Source organism: Nocardia sp. NBC_00565, from assembly GCF_036345915.1.
GTDB lineage: Bacteria > Actinomycetota > Actinomycetes > Mycobacteriales > Mycobacteriaceae > Nocardia.
Map to the genome: position 1 here is coordinate 546,624 of NZ_CP107785.1, position 21,586 is coordinate 568,209.

The window sequence follows — 21,586 nt, forward strand, 5'->3', positions numbered from 1 at the left end:
ACCTCTGTGCTGCTAGCCTGTGGGCAACGGCGCTGATCCGGCTATCACCGGGAAGCCTCCGGAAGAACAGAACCGCCCTTGGAGCGGTTCCCAGTAGAACCGGACGTTTGTCGCACGTCATAGCGACCGAATGAGCGGCACACGGGATCGTGTGCAAGCGGGGTGGTACCGCGGGCTTCCGGACTCGATGAGTCCGGGTGTTCGTCCCCGCACGGGTTACATCACATTGCCTGTGCGAGAACGGAATTCGGGAGCCTCGGAATATGGTCCACGACGATCGGCCTGCGTCACCCTTCAGCGTCCTGCCGACGCGAATCGACCTGCCCGAGGCCGAATCGAAGATTATCGACTGGTGGCAGGAGCGGAAGATCTTCGCGCGCAGTCTCGAGCGGACCGCTGACGGGCCGCGCTGGGGGTTCTACGAAGGCCCGCCTACCGCGAACGGCTCGCCGGGGGTTCATCACGTCGAGGCCCGGGTGTTCAAGGATGTGTTCCCGCGGTTCAAGACCATGAAGGGGTATTCGGTGCCGCGCCGAGCGGGCTGGGACTGCCATGGGCTTCCGGTCGAACTGGCGGTGGAGAAGGAACTGGGGCTCAACGGCAAACCGGAGATCGAGAAATTCGGTATCGCCGAGTTCAACGCTCGTTGCCGCGAATCGGTGATGCGGCACGTGGGCGAGTTCGAGCAGTTGACCGAACGAATGGGGTACTGGATCGACCTGGCCGACCCGTACACGACGATGTCGCCGGAGTACATCGATAGTGTGTGGTGGTCGCTGAAGCAGATCTTCGATCGCGGTCTGCTCACGGAGGATTTCCGCGTCGCCCCGTACTGCCCGCGCTGCGGTACGACGCTGTCCGATCATGAGCTCGCGCAGGGCTACGAGACCGTCACCGACCCGTCGGTATACGTGCGCCTGCCGCTACTCGAGCCGGTCGCCGGGATCGACGGCGTCGACCTGCTGATCTGGACGACGACACCGTGGACCCTGCCGGCGAACACCGCCGTCGCCGCCAACCCGCATGTCACCTACGTTGTCGCGCGAACCGAGGCCGGGACGTTCCTCGTCGCCGAGCCGCTCCTGACCGCCGTCCTGGGCGAGGACACCGAGCGACTCGCCGAGATCGCCGGTGCAGAGCTCGCAGGCCTGAACTACCGCCCGGCATTCGACCTCGTCGACATCCCGAACGCACACCTGATCGTGTTGGCCGACTACGTCACCACCTCCGACGGCACCGGCCTGGTCCACCAGGCTCCGGCCTTCGGCGCCGACGACCTCGTCGTATGTCAGGCCAACGGGCTGCCGCTGGTCAATCCGATCGAATCCAACGGACGCTTCTTCGATGACCTCCAGTTGATCGGCGGGATGTTCTTCAAAGACGCCGACCCGGTGCTGATCCAGGAACTCGAGCAGCGTGGACTCCTGTTGCGCCGCACGGATTTCGAACACAGCTACCCGCATTGCTGGCGTTGCCATACGCGGTTGATGTACTACGCCCAGCCGTCGTGGTACATCCGCACCACGGCCGTACGTGAGCAGTTGCACCGCGAGAACCAGCGGACGAATTGGTTCCCCGAAACGATCAAGAACGGCCGGTTCGGCAACTGGCTCGACAACAATATCGACTGGGCCGTTTCCCGCAGTCGCTACTGGGGGACGCCACTTCCGTTGTGGCGCTGCACCAATGGGCACGTCACCGCCATCGGATCACGGACCGAACTCGGTCGCCTGTCCGGCACTGACGTATCGGCGATCGATCCGCACCGGCCCTATATCGACGCCATCGGCTTCCCGTGCCCGGAGTGCGACACCACCGCCACCCGGGTACCGGAGGTCATCGACGCCTGGTACGACTCGGGCTCGATGCCGTTCGCCGCGCTGGGATATCCACATGTCGAAAACAGCGTCGAAGCGTTCGAACGTGACTACCCGGCGCAGTACATCTGCGAAGCCATCGACCAGACCCGCGGCTGGTTCTACACCATGATGGCGGTCGGCACGCTGGTGTTCGACCGGTCCTCCTACGAGAACGTCGTCTGCCTCGGCCATATCCTGGCCGACGACGGCCGCAAGATGAGCAAGCACCTCGGCAATGTGCTGGCCCCGATCCCGCTGATGAACGCACACGGCGCGGATGCGCTGCGCTGGTTCATGGCGTGCTCGGGTTCGCCGTGGTCGGCCCGTCGGGTCGGTCCTGGCCCACTCGATGAAATCTCGCGACGGCTGCTGATGACCTACTGGAACACCGCCGCGTTCTTCGCACTGTATGCGAGCAACTCCGAGTGGCGCCCGGAGACGGTGAACCCGCCCGCCGAGCGCCCGGTTCTGGATCGCTGGATCCTGAGTGAACTGCACACGCTGGCGGGTGAGGTGGACGCCAGGCTGGAGTCATACGACACGACCGGCGCCGGTCGGTTGCTGTCGGAATTCGTTGACGCGCTGTCGAATTGGTACGTGCGACGGTCACGTCAACGCTTCTGGGCCGGCGAACAGGACGCGCTGTCGACATTGTTCGAATGCCTGGACGTATGCACTCGGCTGCTGGCTCCATTCGTCCCGTTCATCACCGAACAGGTGTGGCAGGACGTCGTACGGCCCGGTGACCCGCTGGCGCCGGAGTCGGTGCATCTTGCCGAATGGCCCGTCGTCGATCCCACAGTGATCGACCGGTCCCTCGCCGAGCAGGTGCGCATCGCCCAGGCACTGGCCGAAGCCGGGCGCGCCGCGCGCAAGGCCAGCAAGGTGCGTGTGCGCCAGCCGCTGGCGCGGGCGTTCGTCGGGTTGGCGCCCGGTGTCGACCTCCCGCGCGACCTGTTGGGCGAAGTAGCCGACGAACTCAACGTCAAGAGCCTCGAGCGATTGCGAACGGCGACAACGGTTCTCGACATCAGCGTGAAGGCGAACTTCCGTGCGCTCGGCAAACGGTTCGGCAAACAGACGCAGGCCGCCGCCGACGCTGTGCACCGCGCGGACGCCCAGAAACTCGTCGACCAGCTACGCGAAAACGGTTCCGCGGTAATCGACTTCGAGGGCACGGAAATCGCCCTCGGCCCCGACGATGTGATCGTTTCGGAACTGCCCCGAAGCGGATGGGTCGTCGAATCGCAGCGCGGAGTCACGATCGCGCTCGATATCGAGATCACCCCTGAACTCGCCGCCGAAGGCATCGCCCGCGACATCGTACGAGTGGTCCAAAATGCCCGCCGCGATTCCGGACTGGACGTATCCGACCGCATCGCACTCACCATCGCGGCCACCGACGACGTACTGGCCGCCGCGAAACAACACGCGGCCATCATCGCCCACGAAACACTGGCGACAGCACTGGACTTCGCGGATTCCATCGAAGGCGGGTTCGTCGGAACAGTAGGCGACGGCATCGAGATCACCGTGCGAACCGTCAAACCCTGATTCCGCACAACGTTCGGTGAGTGGCCCGGCGCACAACCGGGCCACGCCGACGCGCGGACGGCTGGCGGGCAGACCCGTCTCATGCCGAATCCCCACCACTGCAACAAATTTGATGTGCGCGCCGCGACCGCGAGCCCCGCTGACGTGCAGTGAAACGCTCATGAGTGGATGCCGTCACCTTCGTGGTCAGCGCGGTTGCGCTGCTCGGTGTCCGCCGACCGCCGGAGATAGCGCGGACCGACCGGGCATTGGGTGATACCGCGATGTTGTCCAGCAACAGATGACCCGACCGCACCTCGAGTACGAGCAAACCCACAACAAGGTTCGCCTGTTCGGCCACCCATACCGTGCGTGTCTCGACCAGCGCGGCGTAATCCGCTTGCATCGGCGCCGGTTCCCGACCCATGCGTTCGACATAGCCCACATAGGCCGCGCGGGCGAGTTCGGACAACGCCGCCACGTCGCTCTGCACCGCTGGTCGAATGATCGTCACCCATACAGTTTCACAGTTCACCGGGTTTCATGTGCGGGACCATGCCCGACAGCGCAGCACAATCCGCCGAGTCATCAAGAAGATAACTATATAATAGCTACTGCAGGCTATTTCGCCGGTTATGTCAGCGCTGATACGGCGGAACAGCTCGTCGACTTGCCATCTTCGCAAGCTGCGGCAAACTCACCGACAACTCGCAATCGACCCGAAAGTTGTTGGTGCATTGAGAGAGACTTCGATGCGATGCTGCTAACGTGGGCTGGTCGTCGAGTGCCGGACGACTGGTTGGGCTTGCTCTGCCGGCGGGTGAAACTACCCGGCCTGCAGGAACTGTGGGGTGACCTGGTGCGCCTGCGATTGCCCGCCAGGGTTCCGGTCCTCGACGAGGACCTCATGGCCGGGGTCTCCCAATGGTCGGCGACGCGAGGAAGGCTGAACGAAGCGCAGTGGCAGAAGGCCTTGTTGCCGTGGCGCTCTCATGGATCCTGGCCCCTTACCTGTTCATCGTCTGGAGTCACGTCTTTGACCACGCCACAGTCCGGCACCCGCGCCGGAGTCTGCCCCGTACAGCACGGTTCACCCACCAATCCCGGTGAGCCCCGACTGTCGTTGCACACTCCCGAGTTCGCCGCGGATCCGCATCGCGCATACCGCAATGCGCGCAGTCAGTACGGTTCCCTGGTGCCGATGGAGTTGGCGCCCGGGGTGCCCGCCACGCTGGTGGTCGGGTACCAGACCGCGCTGCGAATCCTCAACGACCCGGACCACTTTCCGGCCGATCCGCGGACCTGGGAACAGACGATTCCCGATGACGCGCCCGTCAAGCCGATGATGATGTGGTATCCGAACGCGCTACGCAACGCCGGTGCGGCGCATGCCCGTTACCGGCAGGCCTACACGGCGAGTATCGACGGAATCGATCTGCACGCACTGCATTCGACGGTCGAGAAGATCGCGATTCCGGTGATCAACAGCTTCTGCGAGACCGGCTCGGCCGACCTGATCACGCAATACGCGCTGCCGGTCGTATTCGAGGTGCTCAACCAGATGGTCGGCTGCTCAGCGGAATTGGGGCAGCGGGTCGCGACCGGCATGGCGATGCTCTTCGATACGATCGAGGCCGCGGCGGGCATGGCGATGCTCAGCGAAGCGCTGATGGAACTGGTGCAGCTGCGCCGCGCGGACCCCGGCGACGACGTCACCTCCCGCATGGCACATCACCCGGCCAACCTCGACGACACCGAGATGCTCAGCCAGCTGATCAGCTTCTACGGCGCGGGCATCGAACCGCAGCAGAACCTGATCATCAACACCCTGCTGCTGATGCTCACCGATGACCGCTTCGGTGGCGATGTCCTCGGCGGCAGTCTGTCCACCCGCGACGCGCTCGACGAGGTGTTGTTCAACGACCCGCCGATGGCGAATTTCGGCATCTCCTACCCACGCCAGCCGATCCTGATCGATAACACCTGGTTGCCCGCCCATCAGCCGGTCGTGGTCAGCCTCGCCGGCTGCAACAACGACCCGGCGATCCGCGGCGGCGACCGCACCGGTAACCGCTCGCATCTGGCATGGAGCGCCGGACCGCACGCCTGCCCCGCCAAGTCGGTGGCCTACCTCGTCGTGCAGGACGCCATCGATCAGCTGCTCGACGCACTCCCCGAGATGGAACTTGCCGTGCCCGCGGAGCAATTGACCTGGCGGCCCGGCCCGTTCCACCGGGCCTTGTCGGCACTGCCGGTCGTCTTCCCCAAGTCCCCTCCGTTGCCCGTGTTCTAAGGAGAGAACGATGGAGCATGAACCGATAGTCCTGGACCTGACCGGCGCCGATATCCAAGGCGAGAACACGCGGATCCGGGAGCGCGGGCCGGTCACCCTGGTGGCCCTGCCCGGTGGCGTGCCCGCGTGGTCGGTGACCGATGCCGCCGTGCTCAAGAGCCTGCTGGCCGATCCGCGGGTGTCGAAGGACGCTCGGCAGCACTGGACCTCGTTCATCAATGGTGAGGTCACCGAGGAGTGGCCGCTGCATCCCTGGGTCGCGGTGGAGAATATGTTCACCGCGTACGGCAGCGACCACCGCCGCCTGCGCAGGCTGGTCTCGCCCGCGTTCACCCACCGTCGTACCACCGCGCTGCGCCCGCGTATCGAGGCCATCACCAAGGGTCTGCTGGATGCGCTCGCGACCACGCCGACGGGCGAATCGGCGGACCTGCGTGAGGGATTCGCCTATCCGGTGCCGATCGAGATCATCACCGAAATGATGGGCGTGCCGGAGCATCTCGGTCCCGGTCTGCGCACCTGCGTCGACGGGTTCTTCGACACTTCGTTCGGGCCCGAGGAGGCGCAGGCCAACTACCTCGAGATGTACCGTCTCGTCAGCGAACTCGTGGCCTACCGGCGCGAGACGCCCGGTGACGACGTCACCAGCGTGCTGATCGCGACCCGCGATGAGGACGACGGCTCGCAGCTGTCGGAGAAGGAACTCGTCGACACACTGATGCTGGTCATCAACGCCGGACACGAGACTACCGTCAACCTGCTCGACCAGGCGATCTTCGCGCTGCTCACACATCCACAGCAGCGCGCCGATCTGGTCGAGGGCCGGGTGCCCTGGTCGGATCTGGTGGAGGAGACCCTGCGCTACGAGGCTCCGGTCGCACATCTGCCGCTGCGCTACGCGGTTGACGATATCGATATCGGCGAAATCCGAATCCCCAAGGGCGAGGCCATTCTTGCCTCCTATGCCGCCGCAGGCCGCGACCCGAACCTGCACGGTGCCACCGCCGCCGAGTTCGACGTGCACCGCGCGAACAAGGAACACCTGTCCTTCGGCCACGGCGCGCACCACTGCATCGGCGCCCCGCTGGCCCGCCTCGAGGCGACGATCGCGCTCCCGGCCATCTTCGAGCGTTTCCCCGATATGCGCTTGGCCGTGGATCCCGCCGAACTGGCACCGGTCGGCAGCTTCGTCTCCAACGGCCACCGAACCCTGCCGGTGTATCTGTAACCGGATCGCGTGGGGTGCTGTTCGCTCGGCACCCCATCACCGGTATCACCGTTCGGTGAGGGCGATTTCGAGTTGCCGTCCCTCCGGCAGCAGCAGGGCCAGAACGGATTCGGGGTCGCGCAGCCGGGCCGACGTGGTCGAGAGGAGCTTGTCGGTCCACCTCCAAGGACCTCGTCGCGGATCGGGGTGTCATGGGTACCGATCCGCGTGGTCAGCCGTAGTCGAGCGCGGACGAACCACGCGAGGGCGAGGGCGACGCAACACAGGAACAACCACACCCCGGCCGACCGAGGGCTGTTCGATTCGGTGGACAGGTACACCACGAGACAGCCACCGAGACAGGCGACGGCGCCCGCAGCGCCGATGGCGGGCCAGGTCGTCAGTTCGCCGATCCGGCGCAGGAAGAACACGGCGGCCGCGCAGACCAGGGTGTAGGCCAGGACGTAGCCGCCCGCCGAGACGACCAGCAGAATGCCGATGGCCTGCTTGGAGGTCGCGCCCGCGAGCAGCAGGACGATGGGCACGAGGGTGAGCACCGTCCTCCTCGATCGCGGCCCGCGCGACCTACACCACCAAGCAACTCTGGGTGACCCGCTACGCCCCCGACGAGCGCTATCCCGCGGGTGACCTGGTCAACCAGAACCCGGGCGGCGACGGCCTGCCCGCCTACATGGCGGCCGACCGATCCCTCGACGGCACCGACATCGTCGTCTGGCACACCTTCGGCCTGACCCACTTTCCCCGCACCGAGGATTGGCCCGTAATGCCCACCGACTACTGCGGATTCACGCTCGAGCCCTACGGCTTCTTCGCCGCCAACCCCGTCCTGAACGTGCCGGCCACCACCAGCGACCATTGCGGCCCGGCACATGAATCCCATTGTCATGGTGGCTGATTCGCTCCGCACGCGGTCTCGGAACCACGTCCTGGGCCGCGTGCTCGCCACTGTCACCATTGCCACTGCGAGTCTGCATATCGCCGGCGTCGGTGCACACGGCATGCGCCACGGCATTGTCCTGGCCATCATGGCCCTGGCCGGTGTGCGCTGCGTACCTGTCCTGTGGAATCGACCGTCCGCCAATGCGTTCGGGCTGGTGGCGCTGATGAGTCTGGTGATGCTCGCCGTGCATTTCTCGATGCTGACCCCGGTCGGGTACCCGCCGGGGCACCACCACGGCGGTATCTCGACCCTGAACGAATCGTTCGATCCGTTCACCGCTGTCACTCTGGTCGTAGCTTCTTTCGAAGCTCTCCTGGCCACCTCCGCCGTTTTCGCCACGACACGTGGGGCTGTGCGCGCTATCGCCGATTGAGCGCATTCCGCCAGTAGGCAGTCTCATTCAGGGAGGTCGCGGATCGCGTCGCGGTGCCCGCGCCGACGAGGATGAGCAGTTGGCCCAGCGCGCTGAGCGGGTGGACCTCGCGAAAGCCGACCATGGTCATCGTGGTCACGGTCTGATAGAACGCAACGGGCTCACGCGAGGATTGTCCACCCGCGACAACGGTCATGCCGCACAACGCGTCCGCGGGGGCGGTGTTATGAGGTTGTCGGTTGTTCCTCGGTTGCCGGATGCTGTTCCTCGGTTGCCGGAAGCGGAGCGATGGCGCCGTCGATGGCGCCGACCACCGCGCCGACGGCGGCACCGGCCGCGGCGGCGGGGATGGCGATGACGGCGTAGCCGATGGCCGCGCCGATGATCGGGACGACGATCAGACCCGCGGGGGCGAAGACGATTCCGGCGATGAGTCCGGCGACAGCGCCGACCATTGCGCTGGTACCGGCGAGCGGACTGGCGAGGGTCGAGCCGACCGAGGCGCCGATCAGGCTGGCTCCGATGACATCGCCGGCCATGTAGTCGGCGCGGGCGGGTTCGACTCCGGCCAACTGTATGCCCTGTGCGAGGCCGGTTTGGGCACCTGCGGACGCGTCGTTGATCTGGGCGGCCTGTTCGGGGGGCAGCCAGTCGGGGCGGTCCATCTGGATGGTGCCGATGCGGATCCTGTTATCGGGGGTCGCGGCGGTCGAAGTGGGCAACGTCTGCGGGACCGTCGTGGCCGCGTCTTGGCGGTCGGGCGCTGCGGATGGTTCGGGGACCGGCGCGATGGCGTTGCGCAGCGACAACAGTGGGAATGTCGCCGGGTTGTCGACGGGAGCCGACGGATCGGCGACCAGTGCCAGTCCGTATGGAGTCTGTGTGAGGGCCGGGTAGCCGAGTGGCTGCGGGGCGGCGGTGGCTGGGGCGGTGCTGATCAAAGCGACGGACAGTGGCAGAGCACTGGCCAGCGCAAGTGCGGCCGCACGTCGACACAGGGGTCGGATCGGCGATGGGCGCTGATGTGTTCCCATAGGTAACCTCATTCCGAAAGTCGATGTTTACTTACTGCATTCGGAACCGCCCGCCTTTCGGATGAAGATTTCACAAGACCAATAAATTCCGGCTGGCCGGTAGGATCTGGAACGGTTGTAGTTCAGACAGAATCATTCTCGAAGTGATGTTCCCGGCGGATATGAAAGCCATTGGCTCGCAAGAAAATCAGTGGCCGCGCAGCGGGGTGGATTTCTACACTCCAGAGGTGCACACCGCTGAAATTCTCCATCACTTCCGCATGCACGCCGCGCCGCTCGAATTGTCCAAGGCCGGGGCTGTGGCGTGGGATGACGTGGATTTTCATCGGGCCGCATATCGCGCGGATCCGGCGGGATATGCGCTGTTGGCGCTGGTCCCGGGAGTACAGGAGCGGCAGCGGGCACGTGTGCTGCTGCAGGTGCTGGCGACTTCTCGGGCCGGGCTCGGCGAGGAAGTGCGCGGCACGCTCGACAAGACCACCCGAACTGCGCCGAGCACGGCGGCCACAACTTCGTTCCAGATGAAGAACATCGCCTGTTAAGCGACATTCGACCCGCCACTGTGTCGGCCGCCTGTCCCGTTTCTACTTTCTGATGACAGCGCGCGGCGCGAAACCGTGCCGCGCGCTGTCACGGATCAGGCGACGGCGACCAGTCGCGCCGCATTCGCCGACTCGTCGTCGGCGGCCTTGTTGGCGGCCAGTTCGGCCTCGACACGCTCGCGGTAGCGGGTGATTTCGCGGTCTGTGTCGGCGGCGTCCCAGCCGAGGCGCGACCCGATCAGCATGGCCACTTCGGGCGCCGCGAGCAGGCCGCGATCCTGAGCCTCGATGGAGATGCGCGTGCGACGGGTGAGGACATCGTCGAGATGCAGTGCGCCCTCATGGGTTACCGCGTACACGGCCTCCGCGGCGAGGTATTCCGCGGCGCCGGGGAGCGGCTCGGCCAGCTCGGGCTCGGCGGCGATGAGCTCGAAGATATCGGAGACCGCGCAACCGTAGCGGCCGAGCAGATGTTCGACGGTCGCCGCGGGCAGCCCGGCCCTTTGCGCGACGCTGTCCAGGTCGGCCGCCAGTTCCTGGTAACCGACGGCACCGAGCAGCGGCAGATGTTCGGTCACCGACGGTGCGGCCGCACGGCCCAGACCCTTGACGGCCGCGTCGACGACATCGGCGGCCATCACGCGGTAGGTGGTGTACTTGCCGCCCGCGATCACGAACAGACCCGGAACCGGTTCCGCGACAGCGTGTTCGCGCGAGAGCGTCGCGGTATCACTGGACGTGCCCGACAGCAGCGGCCGCAGGCCCGCGTAGGTGCCGACAATGTCGTTGCGGGTCAACGGCTCTCGCAGCACCGCGTTCAGGTGATCGAGGATGTACTGCACGTCGGCATCGCTGGCGACCGGATGATTCTTGTCCAGCGACCAGTCGGTGTCGGTGGTGCCGATGATCCAGTGCCGGTCCCACGGGATCACGAACAGCACGCTCTTCTCGGTGCGCATGATCAGGCCGGTGTCCAGATCCAGCCGCTCGCGCGGGACCAGAATGTGCACGCCCTTCGACATGCGCACGTGGAACGGGAATTCCACGCCGGTCATCTTGTTCATCTCATCGGTCCAGACGCCGGTCGCGCTGATCACCCGGCGGGCGCGCACGGTGTACTCGCGGCCGGTCTCCAGATCGGTGACGTGCGCGCCGATGACCCGCTCGCCGTCGCGCAGCAGCCCGGTGACCTTGGTACGGGTGAGCACGGTCGCGCCGTGCTGGGCCGCGGTGCGGGCGATGGTCATGGTGTGGCGCGCGTCGTCGACCTGCGCGTCGAAGTAGCGGATCGCGCCGACCATCGCGTCATCGCGCAGTGCGGGCGCCAAAGCCATCGCACGCGTGTGGGACAGGTGCCGGTGCATGGGCAGCGCCCTGGCTCCGCCGATGGTGTCGTACAGCGCGACGCCCGCGCCGATGTAGGCGCGCTCCCACACCCGGTGCCGCAGCGGCAGCAGGAACGACACCGGGCGCACCAGGTGCGGGGCGAGCCGGTGCAGCAGCAGGCCGCGTTCCTTCAAAGCCTCACGCACCAGCCAGAAGTCGAGCTGCTCCAGATAGCGCAGGCCGCCGTGGATGAGCTTGCTCGAACGGCTCGAGGTGCCCGCCGCGAAGTCCCTGGCCTCGACCAGCGTGACGGTCAGGCCGCGGGCGGCGGCATCGAGGGCGGCGCCGGCGCCGACTACGCCGCCGCCGATCACGAGTACGTCGATTTCATTGTCGCCCAGTGCGTTCAGCGCATTGGCGCGGTAGATCGGGTCCAAACGTGCGGACACGGGTTTGTCTCCTTGTTTCGGTGCAACTAAGTCTTCGTGGTTCGGGCCGAGAGGGTTTCGGATACCACTGGCGACTGCTTGCAGGTCGCTCGAAAGGGTCAGTCGACGTCGATCCAGTCGAGGGTGTGCGAGACGGCCTTCTTCCAACGGGCGTAACCGCGCTCGCGCTGTTCCTCGGTCCAGGTGGGCGTCCAGCGTTTGTCCTCGTGCCAGTTCTGCACGAGTTCGTCGGTGTCGCGCCAGAATCCGACCGCGAGACCGGCCGCGTAGGCGGCGCCGAGTGCGGTGGTCTCCGCGACCACCGGTCGCGATACCGGCACGTCGAGGAAGTCGGCCTGCAACTGCATGCACAGTTCGTTGGCGGTGACGCCACCGTCCACCCGCAAAGTGTCCAGGCGCACACCGGAATCGGCCTCCATGGCCTCGACCACATCGCGGGTCTGATAGCAGATCGACTCCAGCGTCGCCCGCGCGAGGTGGGCGTTGGTGCTGTAGCGGGACAGGCCGACGATGACGCCGCGCGCATCCGAACGCCAGTACGGCGCGAACAGTCCCGAGAACGCGGGCACGAAGTACACCCCGCCGTTGTCCTCGGCCTGCCTGGCCAGCGATTCGCTTTGCGCCGCACCGGAAATGACGCCGAGCTGGTCGCGCAGCCACTGCACCGCCGATCCGGTCACCGCGATCGAACCCTCCAGCGCGTACACCGGCTTCTCGTCGCCGAGTTGGTAGGCGACGGTGGTGAGCAGCCCATGCTGCGAGCGCACGATATCGGTTCCGGTGTTGAGCAGCAGGAAGTTTCCGGTGCCGTAGGTGTTCTTGGCCTCGCCCGGACGGAAGCACACCTGGCCGACGGTGGCCGCCTGCTGATCGCCGAGCACACCGGCGAGGGGCACCTCGCCGCCGAAGGGGCCGTCGGCCCGGGTCTTGCCGAACAGGTCCGGATTCGACGAGGGTGCGATGGCCGGCAGCATCGCGCGCGGAATTCCGAAGAGGGATAACAGTTCTGCGTCCCAGTCGCAGGTCTCCAGATCCATCAGCATGGTGCGGCTGGCATTGGTCGGATCGGTGACGTGCACGCCGCCGTCGACGCCGCCGGTGAGATGCCACAGCAGCCAGGTGTCGGTGGTGCCGAAGATCGCCTCGCCGGTCTCGGCATCGGCGGCGACGCCGGGAACGTTGTCCAGGATCCACTGCAGCTTGCCGCCGGAGAAGTAGGTGGTGGGCGGCAAACCGGCCTTGCGACGAATTATTTCACCGTGCCCGGCGCGTTCCAGCTCGGCGGCGATCTTGTCGGTGCGGGTGTCCTGCCAGACGATCGCGTTGCAGTACGGCCGCCCGGTCCGGCGGTTCCACACCACGGTGGTTTCGCGCTGATTGGTGACGCCGACCGCGGCCAAGTCGCGCGCGACGAGATCGGCCTTGTTGAGGGTGGATTCGATGACGGAGCGGGTGCGCTCCCAGATCTCGGTCGGATTGTGCTCCACCCAGCCCGCGCGCGGCAGAATCTGCTCGTGTTCGAGCTGATGGCGGGCGATCTCGTTACCGCCGTGGTCGAACACCATGAAGCGCGTGCTCGTGGTGCCCTGATCGATGGCGCCGACGTACTGGCCGAAGTTCACCGTTGAGCCTCCGTCTACTGTCCTGCCGCGGGTGCGGCCGCTGAAGCCGACGTTACGGCCGGACTGCTGAACCGGACATACCTCGCGTTCGACAATGCCGAACGGTTGTGGTGGTGATTCGCCATCGGCCGCCAGTACTGTCCAGCGCTCGTGGAGATCGCTACGGCGCAGGTCACATCGGGCAGCGGTGGTGATGCGCACTAGCTCCCGTGTGTTCGACATTGTCGAACTAGGTACTTCCGGATAGGTTCCGCGTATGCCGGGTCCGATTCAATCGATCGAGCGAGCGGCGGCCGTGCTGCGTCTGCTCGCCCGCGGTTCCGGCCGCCTCGGGGTCGGCGAGATCGCGGGTGCCCTCGATCTGGCCAAGCCGACCGCGCACGGCATCCTGCGCACCCTGCAGGGTGTCGGCTTCGTCGAACAGGATCAGGCCAGCGGCAAGTACCAGCTCGGCGCGGCCATACTGCATCTGGGCACCAGTTATCTCGACAACAACGAACTGCGCTCGCGGGCGATCAACTGGGCCGACGCACTGGCCGCGCGCACGGGGGCGTCGGTGCGGATCGGCGCGGCCGCCGACGGGAATGTGGTGGTCGTCCACCATGTCTTCCGGCCGGACAACACCGAACAGGCGCTCGAGGTCGGCGAACTGCTGCCGCCGCACGCGACCGCGCTGGGCAAGGTGCTGCTCGCCTACGATGCCGAGCTGGCCAACGTGGTTCGCAGTGGTGAGTTGGCACCGCTCACCCGCCGCACGATTGTCGACCGGGCGGTGCTCACCCGGGCGCTGGCCGCGGTCCGGCAGGCCGGGTGGGCGGGGGAGACCGAGGAATTCCGATCCGGCGTCGCGGGCATCGCGGCACCGATCCGGGCGCACGGCGGACTCGTGGTCGGCGCCATCGGGATCAGCGGCCCGGTCGACCGGATCTGCGATCCGCAGCTGCGGCACCGGCCGTCGCTGGTCGGGCACGTCCGCGACGCCGCGCACGCGGTATCGCGAGATCTCGCCGGACACTGATTTTCATCCAGCTCGACGCTGAGCACGCTCCATCGAACCGAATCACCGTCCGACAGGAAGCAGTCGCCGATGTCGCAACGTTATGTGCTGGCGATCGACCAGGGCACCACCTCGACCAGGTGCATCCTGTTCGATCAGCGTGCGCGCCTGGTCGGGGTCGCGCAGCGCGAACACCAGCAGCACTATCCGCGTCCCGGCTGGGTCGAACAGGACGCGCTGGAGATCTGGCGCAATGTCGAGCGGATCGTGCCGCAAGCGCTGCGGGATTCCGGTATCGCCGCCGAACAGGTTGCGGCCCTTGGTATCGCCAATCAGCGCGAGACCACGGTGGTATGGGACCGGCGGACCGGTGTGCCGATTCGGCGGGCGATCGTATGGCAGGACGTGCGCACCGATGAGCTGGTGCGCGAATTCGAGAGCAAGCCCGGCGCGGAACGGATTCGCGAGCTGTGCGGCCTGCCGCTGGCGGGTTATTTCGCCGCGCCGCGACTGCGCTGGCTGCTGGATACCGTTGCGGGACTGCGTGATCGGGCCGAACGGGGCGAAGTGCTGTTCGGCACCATGGAGACCTGGTTGATCTGGAATCTGACCGGCGGCGCGGACGGCGGGGTGCATCTGACCGATGTCACGAATGCCAGCCGCACGCTGCTGATGAACATCACCACACTCGCCTGGGATCGGGAACTGTTGGAGTTCTTCGGAATTCCCGCGGCGATGCTGCCGAGCATTCAGCCGTCGACCGCGTCCTACGGGACGACCAGCCGGGTGGTGCCCGGTATCCGGATCGCTGCCGCGCTCGGCGACCAGCATGCCGCGCTGTTCGGCCAAACCTGTTTCGCCCGTGGGGAAACCAAATGCACCTATGGCACCGGCGGCTTCCTGATGATGAACACGGGACGTGAGTTGGTGCAGTCCTCGCATGGTCTGCTCACCACCATCGGCTATCAGATCGAGGCCGAACCGGTGTACGCGCTGGAGGGGCCGATCGCGGTCACCGGATCGCTGGTGCAGTGGGTGCGCGACAATATCGGTCTGGTGTCGAGTGCTCCGGAGATCGAAACCCTCGCTCGCACTGTGGAAGACAACGGCGGCTGCTATATCGTGCCCGCCTTCTCCGGTCTGTACGCGCCGCATTGGCGCAGCGACGCAAGAGGTCTCGTCATCGGACTGACCTCCTACATCAACAAGGGGCACCTCGCGCGCGCCGTACTCGAGGCGACCGCATGGCAGACGCGCGAAGTCGTCGACGCGATGAACGCCGACTCCGGCCTGCAGGCCCGCACCTTGCGCGTCGACGGCGGCATGACTTCCGACAACCTGCTCATGCAGATCGTCGCCGACGTCCTCGATATCCCCGTCATGCGCCCCTTCGTCGCCGAAACCGTCTCTCTCGGAGCCGCTTACGCCGCCGGACTCGCCGTCGGCTACTGGCCGGACCTGGAAGGTCTGCGCAGTAATTGGCGCTTGGCCGGACAGTGGGTGCCGCAGATGGACTCGGCGCACCGTGCGGACGAATACGACAACTGGAAGCGCGCGGTCGCACTGACCTTCGGTTGGTCGCGGTCGAAACGAGCGGCGGGTCCGCCCACCGAATCGAGGGGTTCGTAGCGAATGGTTTTCGTGCAGGATGTACGGCATGGAGGGGAATTCGAAGAAGGCCGCGTCCCCGGCGTGGGTGGCCATCATGGCGATTAGATATCGCCGATATTGCCCTGACCCAACGTTTCGTCACGACCATCGGCGGCACCTGGAATGCGGACAGCATCGAGTACGGCGACCGCGAATTCGTCGGATAGCCCCACTGCGAGATGGGCCGCAGCGCTTAGGCTGAACAGGTTGCCGGTCGGCAGGGCAGGAGAGTCACGGTGGGCACTTCACTCGTCAAGGGACAGAACGGCCCGCTGACGGTATCGAATGTCGTTGTCTCGGTGCGATCGACGGCCGCGGCCGATGTCAGCGCGCTATTGGTGACCGCGGCCGGCCGGGTGCGCACCGACGCCGACTTCGTCTTCTTCAATCAGCCGAATGCGCCCGGTGTCGAATTGCGGTCGGGAACGCCCGCGTCGCTGGCCGTTTCCTCGGTTGACGTGCCCGCGGAGATCGCGCAGATCCGCGTGGTCATCACCCTCGACGATGCCGCAGCGACCTTCGGGCAATTCGCGGCCCCCGTCGCGACCGTCGCCGACGGATCCGGAAATACGCTGTACGAGTACGTGCTCGGGGGGCTGGGCAGCGAGTCGGTTGTCATCGCGCTGGAGTTGTATCGGCGTGGTGCCGAGTGGAAGATCCGCGCGGTCGGGCAGGGTTATGCGGGTGGTTTCGCCGCGCTGGTGACCGACCACGGTGTCAGCGTCGATGACGAGCCGGCGTCCGCCGCGCCGCAAGCCCCTGCCGCCCAGCCATCCCCTGAGGTCCGCACCGTCCCCGGCGAGGCAAAACTCTCCTTCGAAAAACGCGCGAAACTCGACCTCCGTAAACGCGAAGTCGCCAAGGTGCTGATCACCAAGAACGCCTTCGGAATTCGTGCCCGCGTCGTCCTGGTCATCGACAAGACCCTCAGCATGACCAGGCAGTACAGCAAACAGGTCGTGCACCGCGTCGTCCAGCGGATGATCCCGATCGCGACCCAGCTCGACGAGGACGGCACCTTGGAGGCCTACCTCTACGCCCTGTCCTTCGCGAAACTGCCCGATATCACCGTCGAGCACGGTGACGAATGGGCGCAGACCTTCCTGCACCTCACCGGCACCCACCAGGGCATCGACTACGCCGCGATCGGCGGCCGCAACGACGAACTGCCGATCATGCGCGACATCATCGCTTCGCTGCGCCCCGGCGATGCCCCGACCCTGGTGCTGTTCTTCACCGACGGCGGCTTCGCCAAGAAACGCGAGATCACCGCGCTCATGCGCGACGCGTCCCGCCTGCCCGCGTTCTGGCAGTTCGTCGGCCTCGGCAAAGCCAACTACGGCCTGCTGCGCACCCTCGACGAAATGTCGGATCGGGTCGTCGACAATGCCGGCTTCTTCGCCATCGACGACATCGACCAGGTCGACGACGCGCAGCTCTACGCCAGGCTGCTCGGCGAATTTCCGGACTGGCTGCACGCGGCGGGCCGAGCGGGCATCCTGCGCTGAATCGCGCACGATCCCACGGCATCCCGCACCGATGTGCGCCTACGTGCCGATAACAGCGTTCATGATGGTCCCCGCACTGGTCGCGACCACGCCGCCGATCATGGCTCCGGCCACCATCTTCGGGGACTCCAGGCCGCCGCCGCTCCACTTCTCCCAGGCGAAGCGCCCGCCCGCGTAGATGATGGCGACGACGCCCGCGAGCAGCACGAACCAGGTCAGATAGCGGACCAGTTGGAGGAACTTATCGGCCACCGGCGGGGCCTCGGGGGTGGGGTTGCCGATCTGCGCCCAAGTGTCGTAAACGGTGGCCAGGATCATGTCGTGTTGCTCATTCTGGATGTGGGACAAGGATCTTATTCGCGCTCACCGAGGATGGTATCGGTTTCTCGGCGACCGCGCAGTCACCTCCGACCTTGCCGGTCCCGGTGTCGAGGGGATGATGAGCGGCCCGCCGCCTGCCCGATTTCCGGCAAATGTGTGGCTATACTCCGGCTGATCTCTCGAAGTTGTCCGACCTGATCGGAAGTAGGGAGAAAGGCATGAGTGATGTGTCGCGGCGATCTTTGCTGATGGCCGGTGCCGCTGCGGGCACGGGGCTGGTCGCGTGTGGCAAATCGACGGATTCCGATGGCTCGGCGAGTTCGAGCAGTACGCCGCCCAGTGATCCGCGTTCGATCGCGACCGACGCCTATATCTTCGGCTATCCGCTGGTACTGGTGGACGTTACGAGGGAGTCGAGTGCCGCGGCCCTGCCCGCCAACCAGATCGCGGCAATCGGCGCGATCGACCCGACGCTGAACGCGGTGGTGATGCCGAATATCGATACCGTCTACGCCGGGGCCTGGCTGGATCTGCGGGCCGAGCCGGTGGTGCTGCAGGTCCCGGAGATGGACCCGGGCCGCTACTGGCTGATGCAGATCATGGACGCCTGGACCAACACCGCACACAATCCCAGCAGCGTCGCACCGCAGGTGAAGGCCGGCCAGAATCCGCCCTACGGCTATGCGATCACCGGCCCCAATTGGTCGGGCACGCTGCCGGACAATCTGACCCGATTGGCGATGCCCACCGCGACCGCGTGGCTGATCGGTCGCATCGAACTGCGGAATTCGGCCGATCTCGCGGCGGCCGATGGATTGCTGCGGCAGGTGCTGATGGCACCGCTGAGCGTCTGGCAGCGCGGTGAACGACCGCCTCCGATCATCGATCCGGAGACCGCCATCCCGATCTCGCCGCCCCAGCAGGTCGCGCGGATGGACGGGCGCACCTTCTTCGATCGGCTCTGTGCGCTGATGGTCACCAATCCGCCCGCCGCCGACGATGCTCCTGCCATGCACCGGTTTTCGAAGATCGGCATCGGGCCCGGCGGCAAGGTGGACGGCGTCGCGGTCGCTGATCTCAACGCCGCGGTGGCGGCGGGACAGCTGCACATCCCGGACTACGCCAATCCCGAGGCCAGGCGCGAGAACGGTTGGGACCTGGCGACCAATCTCGGCGCCTACGGCACCGATTACCTGTTGCGCGCCTCCACCGCGTGGACCGCGCTCGGCGCGAATCTGCCGCAAGATTCCGTCTACCCGGAGATCAGCGCGAACGCGGGGGAGCAGGGCGCGCCGCGCCGGTACCGGTTGCGCTTCGAACCAGGGCAGTCACCACCCGCGCGGGCCTTCTGGTCACTGACGGCTTACACCGCCGAGCGCTACCTGGTGCCGAACGCGGCGGGCATCTACTCGGTCGGCCACCAGCGTCCCGTCGTGCCGCTACCGGATGGTGCGGTGGAGCTCGCCATCCAGGCCGATGATCCGGGACCTGATGTGCCACAAGGTAATTGGTTGCCGATTCCGGAATCTGGAACGTTCCGGCTCGCTCTGCGCCTGTATGTGCCCGAGGACCGGGCGCTGGACGGCAGTTGGAAACCGCCGAGTCTGGTCCGAGTCGGATGAGCAGGGAGATTCATGAACACCGAAGGTGATGCACCGCTACGCCCTCGCCCGTGGGTCTCGCGCCGTGCCGTCATCGGGCTCGGTGTCGCCGGTATCGCACTGGCCGCCTGTGGAAAATCGTCGGACCACACCTCCGAGTCGACCAGCACGGCATCCGACGAGGTCAAGGACATCGCCATGGACGCCTACGTCTTCGGCTATCCGCTGGTGCTGATGGACCTCACCCGGGTTGCGGCCGAGGCGATCACACCGGTCAACACCTTCCAGCACACCACGGCGCTGCCGACACCGCAACGCCGCGATCTCGTGCGGCTCAACCTGGACACCCTGTATTCGGCCGCATGGCTCGATGTTTCGGCGGAGCCGATGGTCTTGCAGGTGCCCGCCATGGATCCGGGCCGCTACTGGCTGATGCAGTTGCTCGACGCCTGGTCCAATACCGTGCACAATCCGAGTAGCGTTCGGCCGCAGGCGAACTCGCAGGCACAGCAGTTCAGCTACGTCGTCACCGGCCCGGAGTGGTCGGGCACCCTGCCCGCGGACCTGACCCAGCTGCCGGTGCCGACGCCGACGGTGTGGCTGTTCGGCCGGATCCAGGTCAATGGTCCCGAGGATATTCCGGCCGTCGCCGCGCTTCAGCAGCAGCTGAAACTGGTGCCGCTCAGCGCATGGACGGTGAACAAGGACACGCCGACCCGGTCGGTCCCGACGCCGACGGATGCTGACGCGACACCGCCGCCGAAGCAGGTGCTGGAGATGGACGCGGCGACGTTTTTCCAGCGGATGTGCGCGGCGATGGCGGTGAACCCGTCGCGCCCCGAGGACGAACCGGCCATGAGACGCTTCGCCGCCATCGGTATTCGGCCGGGCGGCAGCGTGCATGGCATCTCCGACGGCGATCTGACGGCGGCGGTCACCGCGGCGCAGAAGGAGATTCCCGCCTACGCGGACCCGAAGATGGTGAACGAGAACGGATGGAGCTTCAACCCGAATGTCGACCTGACCATGCGGCTGTACGCGCCGAAAGACGTTGCCATCGAAGGGCGTTGGCGACCGCCCGTACTGACGGTTGTGCCTTAGGAGGCGAGACACCATGGGTCGCTTGGCTTTCCCTATCTCGGTCGCCGCTGCGGCGGTGCTGGTATTCGCCGCGCCCGTTGCCGCGGCGGATGTGGGTGATGAGGACGGTGTGCCGTCGCGGACCGCGTTCTCCTTCCGGTCGGTGGTGCCCGGTGTCCAGTGGGGCACCAGCAACGAGTACGAGATGCGCACCGGATTGTCGCTGGTCAAGCTCTATATGGTCGACTACGCGCTGCATCGAGGTGATGGGTCGGCGACGGATCTGGCGTTGGCGGAGCGGATGATCCGCTATTCCGACGACTCCGCGGCCGACGCACTCGGCGCGAAGTATCCGGAGGCGATCGACGCCATCGCCGCGGAGTACGGCCTGACCGGCACCAGATCGGGCCCGGCCTGGGGTAGTTCGTACACCAGCACCGCGGATGTGGCCACTTTCCTGGCGACCAAAAAGCGCACCGAACCCGGTTCGCCGATCTTTACCTGGATGGCCGCAGCGGGTGCGCAGGCGGCCGACGGCACGTCTCAGGATTGGGGGACCGCACGGCTGCCCGGCGTCCAGGGCAGCAAATGGGGCTGGTCCGATAGCGGTCCGCTCGAGGTGGCCTCGGCATCATTCGGAGCGGGTTTCGCGGTCGCGGCGCATACCCGCGGCACACCCGAGGATCAGACGGCTGATGTCACCGCCACCTTGCCGTGGTTGGTACTGGCTCTGGTCGAGCGCGTGACGGGATAGGCGGCGGTCAGTCGTCGTTGCCGTCCCAGGTCCAGTGCGGCACGGCGCGGATCGGGTGCAGTTCGTCGTCGGTCTTGGCATGTGAATTCTGTTGTGCCACTTGGGCGCCGAATTCGGCATGCTCGCGCACCGCGGCGCGGAAGGCCGGATCGTCGAACAGCCCCGCCTCCTCGAACGCCTCCAGATACAGCTGGGCGAAGCGCTCTCGCTGTTCATCGGTGATCGCGAGACCGCGGTGCACGGCGATGATGTAGTCGAAGCCGAGGTCGCGGGTGAAACGGTCCGGCCCGCCGAAGGATTCGGCGGTGAACCAGGTGAGGTGGTCGACGTGCGTCGGGCGGCGTTCGGTGAACTGGGTTTTCAGCCGGAGCCGTGATGGCTGATCGCTATGTAAGTGGCGTGCGAATGCGCGGCAACCGCGATTCAGTAAACAGGTATTACTAAACACTGTTCACAGACCCCTGTTGTGTGATTTC

Annotated in this window: 17 protein-coding genes and 2 pseudogenes; 12 read left to right on the forward strand and 7 right to left on the reverse strand. The window is 66.1% G+C overall.

Annotation, left to right across the window (positions count from 1 at the left end; translation table 11 throughout):
- Window positions 1-263 precede the first annotated feature (263 nt).
- A complete protein-coding gene (ileS, locus tag OG874_RS02880) occupies window positions 264-3,413 on the forward strand; it encodes an isoleucine--tRNA ligase (protein WP_330253571.1) in 3,150 nt (1,049 codons plus the stop codon).
- 79 nt (window positions 3,414-3,492) lie between these two features.
- Here the strand turns inward: ileS and OG874_RS02885 are convergent, their stop codons facing one another.
- On the reverse strand, window positions 3,493-3,906 hold the full coding sequence (locus tag OG874_RS02885) for a hypothetical protein (RefSeq protein WP_330253572.1): 414 nt from the start codon (window positions 3,904-3,906) through the stop codon (window positions 3,493-3,495).
- Between the two features lie 522 nt (window positions 3,907-4,428).
- On the opposite strand from OG874_RS02885, the gene OG874_RS02890 reads away from it, so the two are divergent.
- From OG874_RS02890 to OG874_RS02905, 4 genes and pseudogenes are all read left to right on the forward strand, one after another.
- Window positions 4,429-5,685 (forward strand): cytochrome P450, encoded by a 1,257-nt coding sequence (locus OG874_RS02890; RefSeq protein WP_442943489.1) that lies wholly within the window; start codon window positions 4,429-4,431, stop codon window positions 5,683-5,685.
- Window positions 5,686-5,695: 10 nt separating this feature from the next.
- On the forward strand, window positions 5,696-6,913 hold the full coding sequence (locus OG874_RS02895; RefSeq protein WP_330253574.1) for a cytochrome P450 family protein: 1,218 nt from the start codon (window positions 5,696-5,698) through the stop codon (window positions 6,911-6,913).
- A 535-nt stretch (window positions 6,914-7,448) separates the two neighbouring features.
- Window positions 7,449-7,808, forward strand: a pseudogene (locus tag OG874_RS02900) (copper amine oxidase); the annotation flags it as partial.
- Entirely contained in the window at window positions 7,801-8,226 is a 426-nt protein-coding gene (locus OG874_RS02905) for a hypothetical protein (RefSeq protein WP_330253575.1), read from the forward strand. The pseudogene OG874_RS02900 and the gene OG874_RS02905, both read left to right, overlap by 8 nt.
- A 49-nt stretch (window positions 8,227-8,275) precedes the next feature.
- Here the strand turns inward: OG874_RS02905 and OG874_RS02910 are convergent.
- Together OG874_RS02910 and OG874_RS02915 are read right to left on the reverse strand one after the other, a co-directional pair.
- Window positions 8,276-8,380 (reverse strand): annotated as a pseudogene (locus OG874_RS02910) (potassium channel protein); the annotation flags it as partial.
- A 70-nt stretch (window positions 8,381-8,450) separates the two neighbouring features.
- Window positions 8,451-9,167 carry a hypothetical protein gene (locus OG874_RS02915; protein WP_330253576.1) on the reverse strand — a complete coding sequence of 239 codons (717 nt, stop codon included), beginning with the start codon at window positions 9,165-9,167 and terminating at the stop codon, window positions 8,451-8,453.
- A gap of 236 nt (window positions 9,168-9,403) precedes the next feature.
- Between OG874_RS02915 and OG874_RS02920 the strand changes: the two genes are divergently transcribed.
- A complete protein-coding gene (locus OG874_RS02920) occupies window positions 9,404-9,802 on the forward strand; it encodes a hypothetical protein (protein ID WP_330253577.1) in 399 nt (132 codons plus the stop codon).
- A gap of 95 nt (window positions 9,803-9,897) precedes the next feature.
- Here the strand turns inward: OG874_RS02920 and glpD are convergent, their stop codons facing one another.
- Both glpD and glpK (OG874_RS02930) read right to left on the reverse strand, forming a co-directional pair.
- Entirely contained in the window at window positions 9,898-11,577 is a 1,680-nt protein-coding gene (glpD, locus tag OG874_RS02925) for a glycerol-3-phosphate dehydrogenase (protein WP_330253578.1), read from the reverse strand.
- Between the two features lie 98 nt (window positions 11,578-11,675).
- The gene (gene glpK, locus OG874_RS02930) at window positions 11,676-13,421 is read right to left on the reverse strand and encodes a glycerol kinase GlpK (RefSeq protein WP_330253579.1); all 1,746 of its coding nucleotides are present in this window, start codon (window positions 13,419-13,421) and stop codon (window positions 11,676-11,678) included.
- Between the two features lie 34 nt (window positions 13,422-13,455).
- Here glpK (OG874_RS02930) and OG874_RS02935 point away from each other — a divergent pair, with 34 nt between their 5' ends.
- The 3 genes from OG874_RS02935 to OG874_RS02945 all read left to right on the forward strand — a co-directional run bounded on the left by OG874_RS02935 (window position 13,456) and on the right by OG874_RS02945 (window position 17,354).
- On the forward strand, window positions 13,456-14,217 hold the full coding sequence (locus OG874_RS02935) for an IclR family transcriptional regulator (RefSeq protein WP_330253580.1): 762 nt from the start codon (window positions 13,456-13,458) through the stop codon (window positions 14,215-14,217).
- Between the two features lie 69 nt (window positions 14,218-14,286).
- Entirely contained in the window at window positions 14,287-15,825 is a 1,539-nt protein-coding gene (gene glpK, locus OG874_RS02940; RefSeq protein ID WP_330253581.1) for a glycerol kinase GlpK, read from the forward strand.
- A gap of 257 nt (window positions 15,826-16,082) precedes the next feature.
- The gene (locus OG874_RS02945; RefSeq protein WP_330253582.1) at window positions 16,083-17,354 is read left to right on the forward strand and encodes a vWA domain-containing protein; all 1,272 of its coding nucleotides are present in this window, start codon (window positions 16,083-16,085) and stop codon (window positions 17,352-17,354) included.
- 39 nt (window positions 17,355-17,393) lie between these two features.
- Here OG874_RS02945 and OG874_RS02950 read toward each other — a convergent pair whose 3' ends face one another.
- Complete coding sequence (locus OG874_RS02950) at window positions 17,394-17,672, reverse strand: hypothetical protein (protein ID WP_330257697.1); 279 nt, start codon at window positions 17,670-17,672, stop codon at window positions 17,394-17,396.
- Between the two features lie 221 nt (window positions 17,673-17,893).
- On the opposite strand from OG874_RS02950, the gene OG874_RS02955 reads away from it, so the two are divergent.
- From OG874_RS02955 to OG874_RS02965, 3 genes are read left to right on the forward strand one after another with little or no spacing between them, the layout of a single operon-like run.
- Window positions 17,894-19,297: a DUF1254 domain-containing protein gene (locus OG874_RS02955; protein ID WP_330253583.1), complete on the forward strand. Its 1,404-nt coding sequence runs from the start codon at window positions 17,894-17,896 to the stop codon at window positions 19,295-19,297.
- Window positions 19,298-19,309: 12 nt separating this feature from the next.
- Complete coding sequence (locus OG874_RS02960; protein WP_330253584.1) at window positions 19,310-20,377, forward strand: DUF1254 domain-containing protein; 1,068 nt, start codon at window positions 19,310-19,312, stop codon at window positions 20,375-20,377.
- A gap of 13 nt (window positions 20,378-20,390) precedes the next feature.
- A complete protein-coding gene (locus OG874_RS02965; RefSeq protein ID WP_330253585.1) occupies window positions 20,391-21,110 on the forward strand; it encodes a hypothetical protein in 720 nt (239 codons plus the stop codon).
- Window positions 21,111-21,117: 7 nt separating this feature from the next.
- On the opposite strand, the gene OG874_RS02970 is transcribed toward OG874_RS02965, so the two are convergent.
- Window positions 21,118-21,558, reverse strand: a complete 441-nt coding sequence (locus tag OG874_RS02970) for a globin domain-containing protein (RefSeq protein WP_330253586.1) — start codon at window positions 21,556-21,558, stop codon at window positions 21,118-21,120.
- Window positions 21,559-21,586: the final 28 nt, after the last annotated feature.

What these genes read in the sequence shown, in the direction of transcription:
- ileS (WP_330253571.1), top strand. Translation starts at nt 264, where the DNA reads ATGGTCCACGACGATCGGCCTGCGTCACCCTTCAGCGTCCTGCCGACG.
- OG874_RS02895 (WP_330253574.1), top strand. Translation starts at nt 5,696, where the DNA reads ATGGAGCATGAACCGATAGTCCTGGACCTGACCGGCGCCGATATCCAA.
- glpK (WP_330253579.1), bottom strand. Translation starts at nt 13,421, where the DNA reads ATGTCGAACACACGGGAGCTAGTGCGCATCACCACCGCTGCCCGATGT.
- OG874_RS02935 (WP_330253580.1), top strand. Translation starts at nt 13,456, where the DNA reads ATGCCGGGTCCGATTCAATCGATCGAGCGAGCGGCGGCCGTGCTGCGT.
- glpK (WP_330253581.1), top strand. Translation starts at nt 14,287, where the DNA reads ATGTCGCAACGTTATGTGCTGGCGATCGACCAGGGCACCACCTCGACC.
- OG874_RS02950 (WP_330257697.1), bottom strand. Translation starts at nt 17,672, where the DNA reads ATGATCCTGGCCACCGTTTACGACACTTGGGCGCAGATCGGCAACCCC.
- OG874_RS02955 (WP_330253583.1), top strand. Translation starts at nt 17,894, where the DNA reads ATGAGTGATGTGTCGCGGCGATCTTTGCTGATGGCCGGTGCCGCTGCG.
- OG874_RS02960 (WP_330253584.1), top strand. Translation starts at nt 19,310, where the DNA reads ATGAACACCGAAGGTGATGCACCGCTACGCCCTCGCCCGTGGGTCTCG.
- OG874_RS02965 (WP_330253585.1), top strand. Translation starts at nt 20,391, where the DNA reads ATGGGTCGCTTGGCTTTCCCTATCTCGGTCGCCGCTGCGGCGGTGCTG.